The sequence below is a fragment of the Flavobacterium sp. GSA192 genome, from assembly GCF_006386525.1.
Lineage (GTDB): Bacteria > Bacteroidota > Bacteroidia > Flavobacteriales > Flavobacteriaceae > Flavobacterium > Flavobacterium commune.
On sequence record NZ_VAHC01000003.1, the window covers coordinates 219745 to 233731 of the forward strand.

The 13987-nt window shown below is 35.1% G+C and carries 13 protein-coding genes; 11 read left to right on the top strand and 2 right to left on the bottom strand.

The genetic code is table 11. The features are described 5' to 3' along the window. Positions 1 to 33: 33 nt before the first annotated feature. The 10 genes from hisB (at position 34) to FDM27_RS07865 (ending at position 10593) form a co-directional block, all read left to right on the top strand. Complete coding sequence (gene hisB / locus FDM27_RS07820; RefSeq protein WP_140485848.1) at positions 34 to 1170, top strand: bifunctional histidinol-phosphatase/imidazoleglycerol-phosphate dehydratase HisB; 1137 nt, start codon at positions 34 to 36, stop codon at positions 1168 to 1170. A gap of 82 nt (positions 1171 to 1252) precedes the next feature. Then, complete coding sequence (hisH, locus tag FDM27_RS07825) at positions 1253 to 1846, top strand: imidazole glycerol phosphate synthase subunit HisH (RefSeq protein WP_140485849.1); 594 nt, start codon at positions 1253 to 1255, stop codon at positions 1844 to 1846. Between the two features lie 7 nt (positions 1847 to 1853). Beyond that, positions 1854 to 2576 (top strand): 1-(5-phosphoribosyl)-5-[(5-phosphoribosylamino)methylideneamino]imidazole-4-carboxamide isomerase, encoded by a 723-nt coding sequence (hisA, locus tag FDM27_RS07830; protein WP_140485850.1) that lies wholly within the window; start codon positions 1854 to 1856, stop codon positions 2574 to 2576. A 96-nt stretch (positions 2577 to 2672) separates the two neighbouring features. Continuing rightward, a complete protein-coding gene (gene hisF, locus FDM27_RS07835; protein ID WP_140485851.1) occupies positions 2673 to 3434 on the top strand; it encodes an imidazole glycerol phosphate synthase subunit HisF in 762 nt (253 codons plus the stop codon). A gap of 72 nt (positions 3435 to 3506) precedes the next feature. Further along, the gene (gene hisIE, locus FDM27_RS07840) at positions 3507 to 4106 is read left to right on the top strand and encodes a bifunctional phosphoribosyl-AMP cyclohydrolase/phosphoribosyl-ATP diphosphatase HisIE (protein ID WP_140485852.1); all 600 of its coding nucleotides are present in this window, start codon (positions 3507 to 3509) and stop codon (positions 4104 to 4106) included. A 138-nt stretch (positions 4107 to 4244) separates the two neighbouring features. Further along, positions 4245 to 5372, top strand: coding sequence for an alpha/beta hydrolase (locus tag FDM27_RS07845; protein WP_140485853.1), 1128 nt, complete (start codon positions 4245 to 4247; stop codon positions 5370 to 5372). 9 nt (positions 5373 to 5381) lie between these two features. Then, on the top strand, positions 5382 to 6812 hold the full coding sequence (locus FDM27_RS07850) for a leucyl aminopeptidase family protein (RefSeq protein WP_140485854.1): 1431 nt from the start codon (positions 5382 to 5384) through the stop codon (positions 6810 to 6812). Between the two features lie 4 nt (positions 6813 to 6816). Beyond that, complete coding sequence (locus FDM27_RS07855) at positions 6817 to 8031, top strand: acetyl-CoA carboxylase biotin carboxylase subunit family protein (RefSeq protein WP_140485855.1); 1215 nt, start codon at positions 6817 to 6819, stop codon at positions 8029 to 8031. A 145-nt stretch (positions 8032 to 8176) separates the two neighbouring features. After that, entirely contained in the window at positions 8177 to 9832 is a 1656-nt protein-coding gene (locus tag FDM27_RS07860; RefSeq protein ID WP_140485856.1) for a M1 family metallopeptidase, read from the top strand. Positions 9833 to 9888: 56 nt separating this feature from the next. Further along, positions 9889 to 10593 (top strand): DUF4240 domain-containing protein, encoded by a 705-nt coding sequence (locus FDM27_RS07865; RefSeq protein ID WP_232227102.1) that lies wholly within the window; start codon positions 9889 to 9891, stop codon positions 10591 to 10593. A 73-nt stretch (positions 10594 to 10666) separates the two neighbouring features. Here FDM27_RS07865 and FDM27_RS07870 read toward each other — a convergent pair whose 3' ends face one another. After that, positions 10667 to 12121 carry an FAD-dependent oxidoreductase gene (locus FDM27_RS07870; protein ID WP_140485857.1) on the bottom strand — a complete coding sequence of 485 codons (1455 nt, stop codon included), beginning with the start codon at positions 12119 to 12121 and terminating at the stop codon, positions 10667 to 10669. A 246-nt stretch (positions 12122 to 12367) separates the two neighbouring features. On the opposite strand from FDM27_RS07870, the gene FDM27_RS07875 reads away from it, so the two are divergent. Further along, complete coding sequence (locus FDM27_RS07875) at positions 12368 to 13372, top strand: LLM class flavin-dependent oxidoreductase (protein ID WP_140485858.1); 1005 nt, start codon at positions 12368 to 12370, stop codon at positions 13370 to 13372. Positions 13373 to 13387: 15 nt separating this feature from the next. On the opposite strand, the gene FDM27_RS07880 is transcribed toward FDM27_RS07875, so the two are convergent. Next, entirely contained in the window at positions 13388 to 13987 is a 600-nt protein-coding gene (locus FDM27_RS07880) for a DNA polymerase III subunit epsilon (protein ID WP_071185792.1), read from the bottom strand.

Sequence of the window (13987 nt, forward strand, 5' to 3'; positions counted from 1 at the left end):
TTATAATAGAAGATATTTAACTTATAAAAATAAATGAAAAAAGTACTTTTTATAGATCGTGATGGAACGATTGTTTTAGAACCGGAAGGATACCAATTAGACAGCCTGGAAAAATTAGAGTTTTATCCGAAAGCGTTTCAATATTTGGCTAAAATTGCTAACGAATTGGATTATGAATTAGCAATGGTAACCAATCAGGACGGTTTAGGAACGGATAGTTTTCCTGAAAATACTTTTTGGCCAACACAGGATTTTATCTTGAAAGCGTTTCAAAACGAAGGAGTGCTTTTTGATGATATTTTCATCGATCGTTCTTTCCCTGAAGACAATGCACCTACACGCAAGCCTCGTACAGGAATGTTAACAAAATATATTGACAATCCAAACTACGATTTGGCAAACTCATTTGTTCTTGGTGACAGACTTACTGATGTGGAATTGGCTAAAAATCTAGGAGCAAAAGCCATCTTTATGAATACTGCAGATGGCGCAGGAAGTGAAGAAATCAGTGCTAAAAGAGAAGAATTAGACGCTACAATAGTGTTACAAACTACTGATTGGAAACAAATATATGAGTTTTTAAAGTTAGAAGCGCGTACAGCTTCAATTACCAGAAAAACACACGAAACGGATATTTATATCAAGTTGAATCTGGATGGAACCGGAAAAAGCAACATCGATACTGGAATTGCTTTCTTTGACCACATGTTAGACCAAATTTCACGTCACGGACAAATGGACCTGGACATCAAAGTAAAAGGCGATTTGGAAGTGGATGAACACCACACAATTGAAGATACTGCGATTGCTTTAGGAGAAGTTTATGCTAAGGCCTTAGGAAATAAATTAGGAATTGAGCGTTACGGTTTTTGTTTGCCAATGGACGATTGTTTAGCGCAAGTGGCGATCGATTTTGGTGGAAGAAACTGGTTGATTTGGGAAACCGAATTCAAACGTGAAATGGTGGGAAAAATGCCAACTGAGATGTTTTTCCACTTCTTTAAATCATTTTCTGATGGTGCGAAAGCCAACATCAATATCAAAGCAGAAGGAGATAACGAACATCACAAAATCGAAGCCATCTTTAAAGCTTTTGCGAAAGCGATAAAAGTGGCTGTAAAACGCGATACCGAAAAAATGATTTTGCCTTCAACGAAAGGAATGCTATAAAGTAGGAAGCTTGGAGGTGGAAGCTTGAAGTAATATTTGCTTCTTCCAACTCCCAACTTCTAACTCCCAACTAAAAAAAACAATGAAAATAGTTATCATAAATTACGGAGCAGGAAATATTCAAAGTATTCTATTTGCAATAGAAAGACTTGGTTTTACTGCTGTGTTAACCAATAATCCAGAGGAAATCAAAGCTGCGGACAAGGTGATTTTTCCGGGTGTAGGAGAGGCAAGTTATGCGATGAAAATGCTAAAAGAAAGCGGGTTAGATACCTTAATTCCAACCTTGACTCAACCTGTTTTGGGAATTTGTCTAGGGATGCAATTGATGTGCAAACACACACAAGAAGGCGATACGACTGGCTTGGGGATTTTTGACGTGGATGTGATTAAGTTTACACCAAAAGTAAAAGTGCCACAAATGGGGTGGAACCAGATTTATAATTTGAAATCGGGACTTTTTGAAGGGATTACCGAAAATGAATATATGTATTTGGTACACAGTTTTTACGCACCGCTTTGTGACGAAGCCATTGCAACGACTAATTATGAAGTAGAATACGCTTCGGCTTTGGAAAATAAAAATTTCTTTGGAACTCAATTTCACCCTGAAAAGAGTGGTGATGTGGGTGAGCAAATCTTGAAAAACTTCTTACTTCTAACCCCTAACTTTTAACTTTAAAATGAGAATAATACCAGCCATAGACATCATTGACGGAAAATGTGTTCGCCTATCCAAAGGTGATTACAATACTAAAATTATCTATAATGAAAATCCGCTTGAAGTTGCTAAAGAGTTTGAAGCACACGGAATCGAATATTTACATTTGGTAGATTTAGACGGAGCCAAATCAAGCAAAATTGTCAATTATAAAATATTGGAACAAATTGCTTCACAAACCAAATTGAAAATTGATTTTGGTGGTGGATTAAAAGCGGATTCTGATTTGAAAATTGCTTTCGAAAGTGGAGCTAATCAAATTACAGGAGGAAGTATCGCCGTGAAAAATCGTGCTATTTTTGAAAAATGGATTGCTGAATATGGTGCTGATAAAATTATTTTAGGAGCCGATGCCAATAACGAAAAAGTAGCTGTTTCTGGATGGTTAGAAGATTCTAATGAAGATTTAGTTCCTTTTATTCAGGATTATCAATCTAAAGGAATTCAATACGTAATTTGTACTGATATTGCTAAAGACGGAATGCTGGAAGGACCAAGTTTTGATTTGTATGCCAAAATTTTAAAACAAGCACAAGGTTTAAAATTAATTGCTTCAGGAGGAATTTCTACTTTTGATGAATTGCCTAAATTAGCCGAATTAGGTTGCGAAGGAACTATAATTGGAAAAGCAATTTACGAAGGAAGAATTAGTTTGAAGCAACTAGAAGAATTCATAATAAAATAGATTGTTTCGCAAAGAAGCACTAAGAAACACAAAGATTCGCTAAAACTTTGTGTATCTCTGTGGAATCTTTGCGAATCTCTGTGTAACAAAAAAAATATGCTTACAAAAAGAATAATCCCTTGTCTCGATATTAAAAACGGAAGAACCGTAAAAGGTGTTAATTTCGTAGATTTGCGTGATGCAGGAGATCCGGTGGAATTAGCTAAAATTTATTCGGATGAAGGCGCGGATGAATTGGTTTTTTTAGATATTTCGGCAACTGAGGAAAGAAGACGAACTTTAGTCGATTTGGTTCGAAAAGTAGCTTCAACTATTAATATTCCATTTACTGTAGGTGGTGGAATCTCGGCAGTTTCTGATGTTGAAGTCTTGTTGCAAAATGGAGCCGACAAAGTTTCAATTAATTCATCAGCGGTAAAAAATCCGCAGTTGATTAATGATTTGGCTCAGAAATTTGGAAGTCAATGTGTGGTGGTAGCAATTGATGCGAAACAAATTGACGGACAATGGATTGTTCATTTAGTAGGTGGAAAAGTACCTACCGAATTGAATCTTTTTGACTGGGCACAAGAAGTAGAACAAAGAGGCGCAGGAGAAATCCTTTTTACCTCAATGGATAATGACGGAACTAAAAACGGATTTGCTAATGAAGCTTTAGCTAAATTGTCAAGTTTAGTCAATATCCCGATTATAGCTTCGGGTGGGGCCGGAAACATTCAGCATTTTGTGGATAGTTTTGCTAAAGGAAAAGCCGATGCAGCATTGGCAGCAAGTGTTTTTCATTTCAAGGAAATTGAAATCAAAACATTGAAAAACGAATTAAAAAAGAATAATATCGAAGTTAGAAGCGTGAAGTAGGAAGTTTGAAGTTAAAATCGGGATTCAGTTTCCCTTCTTCCAACTCCCATCTTCCAACTAAAAAATAAAAATATGGAAATAGATTTTTCAAGATTGGCACACGGATTAATTCCAGCCATTGTTCAAGATAGTGAAACTAAAAATGTTTTGATGTTAGGCTACATGAATGCTGAAGCGTATCAAAAAACAATGGAAACAGGAAAAGTAACTTTCTACAGCCGTTCTAAGCAACGTCTTTGGACTAAAGGAGAAGAAAGTGGTCACTTTTTAAATTTGGTTGATATTAAAAATGATTGTGATGGCGATACTCTTTTGATTCAGGCTGTTCCGGTAGGACCAACTTGTCACACCGGTGCTGATACTTGCTGGCAAACTCCTAACGAGAGTAGTTATGGTTTTATTTCGAAATTGGAAGACACCATACAAATTCGAAGAGAAAAAGCCGATTCAGAACAAAGTTATGTGGCTTCTCTTTTTGCAAAAGGAATCAACAAAATTGCTCAAAAAGTAGGTGAAGAGGCGGTAGAAGTAGTCATTGAAGCTAAAGACGCTAACGATAATTTATTTTTGGATGAAAGTGCCGATTTATTATTCCATTATTTGATTTTGTTACAGGCTAAAGGATACAAACTTAATGATGTGATTGACGTTTTGAAAAGCCGTCAGAAATAACAACCTTATTTTGTGTTAATTTATATTAAAAACGAGTTTATAAGTGTAGAAAACACCTTATAGATTCGTTTTTATTTTTCCACAAAAACACAATCTGTTATATTTACCGCATTAATTAATGATTAGCTATAACAACTTATGATTTTTGATAAAACTCATTTTTCAGAAGATTTAATCGATACTAAAATAAAAACAGGACTAAACATCATATTGACCACTGACGAAGACGATTCACGTCCGGTATATTTATCGGGTAATTTCAACGATTGGCGTACTCAGGACAAGGAATTTATGATGGAAAAAGTAGGTGTAGGCCTGTATCATTATAAGTTCACTCACGATTTTAATTATCCGGAAACCTTATTGTATAAATTTACTAAAGGAGACTGGAGTGATGTAGAAATTGGTATTAACGAAGAACGAACAGAAAATCGTTCTACAACAAAACATACAGGAATTCAAAATGAGCATGTTTATAAATGGAGAAGAAACTGGTTGCCGTTCAAACCTAATTTTTTGCCTCAAATCCAATTAATATCGGATGAGTTTGAAATTCCGCAACTGAATACCACCAGAAAAATTTGGGCTTTATTGCCTCATGATTACGATGCATCGGAAGAAAGCTATCCGGTGATGTATTTGCAGGATGCCCAGAATTTATTCAACGAAAATGCTGAATATGGCAATTGGGAAATTGATAAGAAATTAGCAGTAATGTCTGAATATAAAGTAGGCAAAATTATTGTTATTGCCGTTGAACATGCCGAAGAAGACCGGATAAAAGAATACAATGTTGGTAAAACACTTTTAGGTAAAGGACAAGGAAAAAAATACATTCAGTTTTTAGTTGAAACCTTAAAACCTTATGTGGATAATAATTTCAGAACCAAAAAAGAAAGAGAATTTACCGGAATAGGAGGAAGTTCGATGGGAGCTTTGGTCAGCATTTTTAGCGGTTTGAGGTATCCGGAAGTATTTGGTAAACTGATGATTTTTTCGCCTTCACTTTGGGTTAACCCCAAAATAAAAGTTAAAGATGCAGAAAACTCAGGTGACACTAAAATCTATTTGTATGCCGGAGGAGACGAAAGTGCAACCATGATTGAACATGTGGAAACTTTCAAAACCCGAATACTTGAAAATGAATTTGTTAATGATAAGATGAAAATTAATCTTAGTATTAACAAATTAGGAAAACACAACGAAACCTATTGGAGTGACGAATTCCCTAAGGCAATAGAATGGCTCTTTTTTAACACTAAATAAAATAATTAGATGAAAACGACAAATATTGATAGTTTAGGAAAATTTTCAGGAACAGTTTTAATTCCCGTTTTTGAAACGGCTGCTAAGAATTTGACTTCTATCCAATTTGACGGCGTGGAAATAAGTCCAAAGATTTTTTCAGGAAAAAAAGACACCCATTATATAGTGGAAAAAAACGATACAATCTATATCTTTATTGGGCTGGGAAAAACAATTGATTATAAATCGTTAAAAACAATATTTAGGAGAATTACATTTAAAGAAAAAGACACATTTACCAAGAATGTGTCTTTATTTTTACCGGAAGTTTTTACTGAAGAGCATGTAGAAGCTGCTATTTCCGGATTGTATTTAGGAACCTATAATCTGGGACATTATAAAAAAAAGGAAACACATCCGTTTTTAAATGCGGAATTTGAACTCAAAAACTCTTCTGGTAAAGATTATTCAGCATCAATTAGTAAGGCTATAAAAATTGCGAGAGCACAATTGGAAATTTTCGGTCTGGTTGATTTGCCACCAAATAAAGTAACTCCAAAATATTTAGCACAATGGGCTCAAAATAAAGGAAACCATTATGGTTTTGATGTAAAAGTGTTGGGATTAGAAACTGCCAAACAAGAAAACCTGAATGCTTTTGTAGCCGTTGGAAAAGGCAGTGAAAATGAAGCTCAATTTGTAATTATGAGTTACAGTCCTAAAGAAGCTGTTGCTAATTTAAAACATGTTGGTTTAGTTGGCAAAGGAATCACATTTGATACTGGAGGATTGAATATCAAAACGGCAGGAATGGTGCACATGAAATGTGATATGGCCGGTGGAGCTGCTGTTTTAGGAGCCATGCAATTGATTGCCGATTTGCAATTGCCGGTAAGAGTCACTGCTATTGTTCCTTGTGCCGAAAATTCTGTTGATAGTAAATCTTTTTTGCCTAGTGATGTTATTTATAGCTACAGTGGAAATTCTATTGAAATTATTGATACCGATGCAGAAGGCCGATTAGTTTTAGCCGATGGATTATCCTATTTAATTAAGAATTACAATCCCGAATATATTATAGACATTGCCACACTTACAGGAAGTAGTGTCGCTACTTTTGGATACGAATGTGGCGCTTTGTTTACCAATAATCAATCTATTGCTAAAAAAATACAGGAAGCAGGAGAGTCAATTGGCGAACGTTTATGGCCTTTACCTTTGTGGGATGATTATAAAAAAGACATTGAAAGCGATATTGCCGACGTTAAAAATTTCAGTGGAAAACCGGTAGCCGGAGCCATCAGTGCAGCTAAGTTTTTAGAGTTTTTTACTAAAGAACATATCGCCTGGGCGCACTTAGATATAGCTGGCGTAGCCTTTGGTGATGACGAATTTGCAAAAAGTAAACATGCAACTGCTTATGGTGTACATTTATTGACTAAATTCATAGAAAATTTATGACATTATGGAAAGTGCTAAAAGCTTCGTTTGTATCTCAAATTATTTTAAAGGAACTGATTTTTTAATTCAGTTAAAAAAACTAGGTAATACGGTATATCTGGTAACTAGTGAAAAACTACGTGAGAAGCCTTGGCCACATGATTATATTGACGAAATTTTCTATATGCAGGGACAGGATACCGAATGGAATTTAGAGCATTTATTATTAGGTGTTGGCAGTTTGATGAAGTTAAAGAACATTGATGCTATAATTGCTTTAGACGATTTCGATGTTGAAAAAGCTACTTACCTCAGAGAAAATCTCCGAATTGACGGAATGGGACAAACTACGGGACGTTATTTTAGGGATAAATTAGCGATGCGTATGAGAGCTAAAAGTTGCGGAATTCCAATTCCCGAATTTTGTTCTTTATTTAACGACCATGACATCAATACTTTTGCTGATACGATTTCACCTCCCTGGGTTTTAAAACCCCGTTCCGAAGCTTCTGCATCCGGAATTATAAAGGTTTTTGACAAAGAAATGCTATGGATTCATATTAATGAAATGGGCAATAACCGATTCAAATATTTATTGGAACAGTTTAAACCCGGTTCCGTTTATCATTGTGATAGTTTAGTTTTAGACCGTAAAAACCTGTTTAGTCTCACTTCAAAATATTTAGCTACACCAATGGAAATCACACAAGGTGGAGGTGTTTTTAGAAGTTCAAATATTCCGTATGATTCAGAAGATGATATTGAAATTAAAAAAGTGAATGAAGAAGTTTTAAAAAGCTTTGGTTTAAAAAATGGAGCGGCTCATACTGAATTTATAAAATGTAATGAAGATGGTAAAATCTATTTTCTGGAAACTTCTTCCCGTGTAGGTGGTGCTCATATTGCAGAAATGGTTGAAGCCGCTTCGAATATCAATCTTTGGAAAGAATGGGCAACTATCGAAGATGCTTTGGTTAAAGAAAAAGCATATCAGTTGCCAAAAGTAAAAAAAGAATACGCCGGTATCGTTTTGACTTTATCCAAATACCAATATCCTGATTTGTCTTCTTTCTCAGATCCCGAAGTTTGCTATAGAGTTCCATTAGATTATCATGCGGGATTAATAGTAAAATCGGATAAAAACGAAAGAGTTTTAGAGTTGCTCAATAATTATGTCGATCGCCTAATTGCCGATTATACCGTGGTTGTGAAACAAAACAAAGTGACCAAATTGCATTAATCTCAATTAATTCATTTTTTAGATTGACCTTTTGTTCTCTATTTTTATCATATTCCGTGCGTAAGACTTGTTTTTTTGTTTCTTTTTTGATCAAGCAAAAAAAGAAAGTTATGATTTTAAAAAACTTCTCTAAGGATTCTTTTCAATGAAAAATATTTGTCTCTTTGTTTTTATATCATTCTTTATTTCGAATGGAATAAAAGCACAATCCCTTTTGGGTAACCAAACAACTTCGTTTACTAAGCAAGACAGTTTGCGCGGAAGTATCACTAAAGAAAGATCCTGGTGGGATTTAAAACAATATCGTTTAGACATAAAAATCAATCCTTTAGATAGCACAATTACAGGCTCTAATACTATTAAATATCAAGTGTTACGAGAACATAATGTAATACATCTTGATTTGCAAAAACCATTAGAAATCAGTAAAGTTATTCAGGATGGTGTAGCTTTAAAATACAGACGTGAAGGCAATGTTTTTTGGATTGATTTAGTCGCTTCTCAAAAAGAGGGTACTATAAAAGAACTTACGGTTTTTTATGGAGGTAAACCTAAAGTTGCTGTTAATCCGCCTTGGGATGGTGGAATTAGCTGGAAAAAAGACAGCAACGGAAAACCCTTTATTGCTTCTTCCTGTCAGGGATTAGGAGCTAGTGTTTGGTGGCCAAATAAAGATCACATGTATGATGAAGTGGAGGATATGTACATTAGTGTGAATGTTCCGTCTGATTTAATGGATGTTTCCAATGGTCGTTTGCTGAGTGTTAAAAAGAAAAAAGATGGCACGAAAACTTATAATTGGTACGTTTCCAATCCGATAAATAATTATGGAGTCAATATCAATATTGGAGATTATGTTTCGTTTTCAGAAAAATATAAAGGTGAAAAAGGCATTTTAGATTGCAGTTATTATGTTTTGAGAAGTAATTTAGCGAAAGCCAAAAAACAATTTAAGGAAGTCCCTAGAATGTTAAAGGCTTTTGAATACTGGTTTGGTCCTTATCCTTTTTATAAAGATGGTTATAAATTGGTTGAAGTACCTTATTTAGGCATGGAACATCAAAGCTCGGTGACTTATGGCAATGGATTTCAAAATGGTTATTTAGGACATGATTTGAGTAATACAGGTTGGGGACTAAAATTTGATTTCATCATTGTTCATGAGTCAGGACACGAATGGTTTGCGAACAATATTACCTATAAAGATGTTGCAGATATGTGGATTCACGAGAGTTTTACAAACTATTCCGAAAGTCTTTTTCTGGAATATTATTACGGAAAAAAAGCCGGATCTGAATATGTTATAGGAACAAGAAGTGGTATTAAAAATGATATTCCTATCATTGGTACTTACAATGTGAATCAGGAGGGGTCAGTAGATATGTATTCGAAAGGAGGAAATATGCTTCATACTTTGCGCCAAATTTTAAATGATGACAAAAAATGGAGAAGAATTTTAAGAGGCTTAAACAGTACTTTTTACCATCAAACCGTTACCACAAAACAAATTGAAGATTATTTGAGTGAAGAAGTTGGAATGGATTTGAATCCATTTTTTAACCAGTATTTAAGGGACGTTAAAATACCTAAGTTAGAATATTATTTTAAAGACAATCAGTTTTTTTATCATTGGACAAATTGTGTTCCCGAATTTAATATGCCAATTAAAGTTAGTATTGATAATGTTGAAAAATGGTTAAAGCCTGAAACTAATTGGAAAACAGAAGATAATAACAGCCAAAATTCGAAATTAGTAATTGATCCTAATTTTTATGTTGTCGAAATGAATATTACAAAATAAAATAGACTAATTTTATCAGGAAATTCAAAACTGTTAAACCGAATATCCTAAATAACATGAGACCATATAACTTCTTTTTGTGTTTTTTTCTAATGGTATCAGGGATTAATTATAGTCAAAATGCTAAAACTAATCCTGCTGTGACTGAATTGCAAACAAGTACTGATTCTATTGAAGCGGCTCCTAAAATCAATTTAGATTCGATTCAATTTGCACCCTCATCTGAAATGCTGGATGAAGAAAGCTATTGGGGAATTATAGAAAAATCATTGAAAGAAACCAGTAATCAGGAAGATCAGGAAATTTTTCTTACAGCTGAATTAGAAAAACTTTCTCCAAAGGAAATGATTGGTTTTCGCCTGAGAACAGATAAACTTTTGTTTGATTCTTATACTTCTAATTTGTGGTGTGCTAATTATATTATTAGTAACGGAACAGCCGATGAAGGTTTTGATTATTTCAGATGTTGGTTGATTTCAAGAGGTAAAGAAGCTTACTACAAAACACAGGAAACCCCTGATTATTTAGTTAATTTGGTTGGAAACGAACCTCATGCGTATGATTTTGAAGGTTTTTGGTATGTAGCCAATAATGCTTTTAAAAACCTGACCAACAAAGAAGCTGAAGCTTACATTGACTACGAAAATTTTCAAACAACCGACGAACATTATCCAATATTAGAATTCAACTGGAATGTTGATGAACCTAAAACAATGGAAAAAGTTTGTCCTGTTTTGTTTAAAAAATTCTGGAAAAAATAATTTTTTAAATGGAATGATAAAAAATCCAGATTATAGATAATTGGAATTTATGCCGAATTCAGGATTGATTTTTTTATTCTTTTCTCTTCAAAAAACGGCCTCTAGGCTCATCTCCTTTGTGAAGTACAATATCCGAATGCAAAAACTCGGCAGCAGCTGCTGAATCTTTTACTTTTATAGCCGAGCGGGTTAACATTTCTGCTTCAAACTTATTGAGTACACTTTCTCTAATTCCGGATTTTCTCCATTGTGATAATGGACGGCATTCTTTTGTGATGGTACGAGCCAATGAAAGTGCATCCAATAATGCCTGATTAGCTCCCTGGCCTTTAAACGGACTCATGGGGTGAGCTGCATCACCAATTAATGTTACTTGTCCACCTTTTTTCAATAATTCACAATTCAGTAATTCGCGGTCATACACCGGATAACCTGAAATTTTAGCTTCTTGAGTTGCGGCTATGATTTGAGGAATAGGAGCATGCCATTGTGTTCTTCGACAGGCTTCTTCTTTGAGTGCCTGGGAACCTTTAGCACTTAAAGACTTAGCTTCATTTTCCGGCATTGGAAAACTAAGTTGCCACATCACCGAATCGGAAGTATAAGGCATGATATAGATTCGTTCATTACCATTAGCTGTTTGAAATACCGTAGCAGAATCCAATAAAGAATTATCAAAACTTTCAATAGCATGCAAAGGACAAATCCCCAAAATCACTATACAATCCAAATAGCGTAATGGAGTAATTTCTTCACTAATCAACAAGTTGCGCACTGAACTACGAATTCCGTCAGCCCCCACTACAAGATCAGCTTTCGAGTATTTTATTTCATTATTTACCTGAAAGCTGAGATCAATACTTCCGTCTTCGGTTGCTTTGAAATCTATCAATCGATGTCCCCATGTCACAGCACCATTTCCACCGAGTTGTTCCAATAATGCTAAACGTAGCGATTGTCGGGTAATGTGAATATTGGTACGTTTCGGAGTGTTTTTTGTTTCTGATTGTAACCATTTTCTAACTCCCCATTCACCAATAACCTCCCCTTCAGTGGTATGAACCAAATGTCTGGTGGAAATTACACCCTCATCTAAAGAAAAAATACCCAAACCCTCAATAGCCTTACTTGCTTGTTGCAAAGTGAGTCCGTAACCCTGAGATCGGGCTTCAAAATTAGTATCACGTTCATAAAGCGTAAATGGAATACCACGATGCAAACAGGCCACAGCCAGAGCTACACCACCAATACCGCCACCAATAATAGCAAGTTGTGGATAGTTTTCTTTGTCAGGAATAGGAGGAATGGTAGCGGGAATTAGTCCGGATCCGTTGCAATTAGAGCAGAGAATTAAGTGACTTTTAGGAGGAACAGGAACCGTTCCTTCACCCTTCGACTTTTCAAATTGTTCTAACTCCATTTGGTAACGTAGTCGCACTTTCTTACTGAGTCTTTGGCTTTTTTTGCCTTGTCCTTTACAATCCAAACAAATAGTCCAGTTTGTAGCTCCCTTTTTTTCTTTTTCCAATTCCTCTTTGTTTAACCTGAAAATATGTTTTTTCAGTGTTTTTTTTACTGCTTATTAGCTTATGCAAATTTAAGGCAAAAGACTGTTAGTAGAAAATTCTATAGTTAATAACGATTATTTTGCTCTTCTTTGTTTTATCTCTTAAACTTCTTGATTAATTCTGATTTAACTTTCTATTAGTATTTGATATTCTTGAAAGCACATTACAATCCTTACCTTTGTATATACAAATAAGAAACTGTTTTCATGACTAGCAATAAACTTTCACAAATAAAAATATCCGTTCTTGATTTAGCCATAGTTAGAGACGGAGGAAACGCAAGCGATACTTTTAAAAACAGTTTGGCATTAGCCCAACAGGCAGAAAAGTGGGACTATGAACGATTTTGGCTGGCTGAACATCACAATATGAAAGGCATTGCAAGCACCGCTACAGTAGTTTTGATTGGACATATTGCTGCTGGAACTTCCAGGCTAAGAGTGGGTTCTGGTGGAATTATGCTTCCTAATCACGCTCCTTTAATTGTGGCGGAACAATTTGGCACCTTGGCAACTCTTTTTCCTGACCGTATCGATTTGGGTTTAGGACGCGCTCCGGGAACCGATCAATTTACGGCTGCAGCCTTAAAAAGGGACGAACATGCCGCAATGGAATTCCCTGCTAATGTAGAAGAATTGCAGCGTTATTTGTCAGAAGGGAATAAAAACGGAAGAGTAAGGGCTTTCCCGGGAGAAGGATTGAATATCCCAATCTGGATTCTGGGTTCGAGCACCGAAAGTGCTTATTTAGCAGCTTCTTTGGGCTTACCTTATGCCTTTGCGAGTCATTTTGCTCCGGCTCATTTGCATAATGCTTTGGCTATTTACAGAAGAAATTTTATTCCTTCAGAACAATTAGCAGCACCTTATGTAATTGCCTGTGTGAATGTAATTGCTGCCGATACTGATAAGGAAGCCGAGCGATTAGCTACTTCGTTTAAAAAATTATTTTTGGGCATTATAACCGGAAACAGGCAACAGCTAAAAGAACCCGTTGAACCCGATGAAGATTTTATGGATCCGATGGAAGAGGCTGCTTTACAACAAATGATCAAATATACTTTTATTGGTGGACCAGAAAAAGTAAAAACGGAATTGGAACATTTTATCGAAATTACCCAAATTGACGAATTAATGGTAACAACTGCCGTCTATGAACATGAAGCGAGATTGCATTCCTATGAAATTTTAGCACAATTGAATAAAGAGTAATCTTTATGTTTTTTGTTATTTCAATCCCAGTTTGAATTTTAATTTCAAAAAGAGTAAAGCAATTTTATAGGCTTTTTCAGTGGTTGTATCAGCAGGTGTGGGTTGAATTTTGTAAAAATCAGCAAGTTCTTCCAGAGACAATTCTTTGTCATCGGTAATTTCGTTGAGTTTTCGGTGCATAATGTCAATATCTAAGGCTTCATTACGCAATTTTCCACATTCTAGTCTTTCTAAGGTAGCGTTAATCATAGCAACACTTGATTGCACCTGATGACCTACAATAATTGCATTACCCAGATATTCTATAAAACTTTTCAGAGCTTCGGGTTCAGATAATTTAAGCAATCTGCTTTCGATGATGTACTCGTTTGAAAGATGATTATCATGCAAAAAACGGTACTGCAATAATATTGTTTCAAAACTATCTTTGATTAAAACAGCATCATCTTCAACTGCAAAAGCACTTATAAATGTTATCACGTCTTTTTCAGTTGAATTTCCTGTTGCGTCAGTAGATAGAATTACGTATCGCTTGGATTTTTTCGAAAATTTAGCCAAATAATCATTCCAAAATTCAGGATATTCCTTATTTATATGTTTTAACCAGTCTAACAT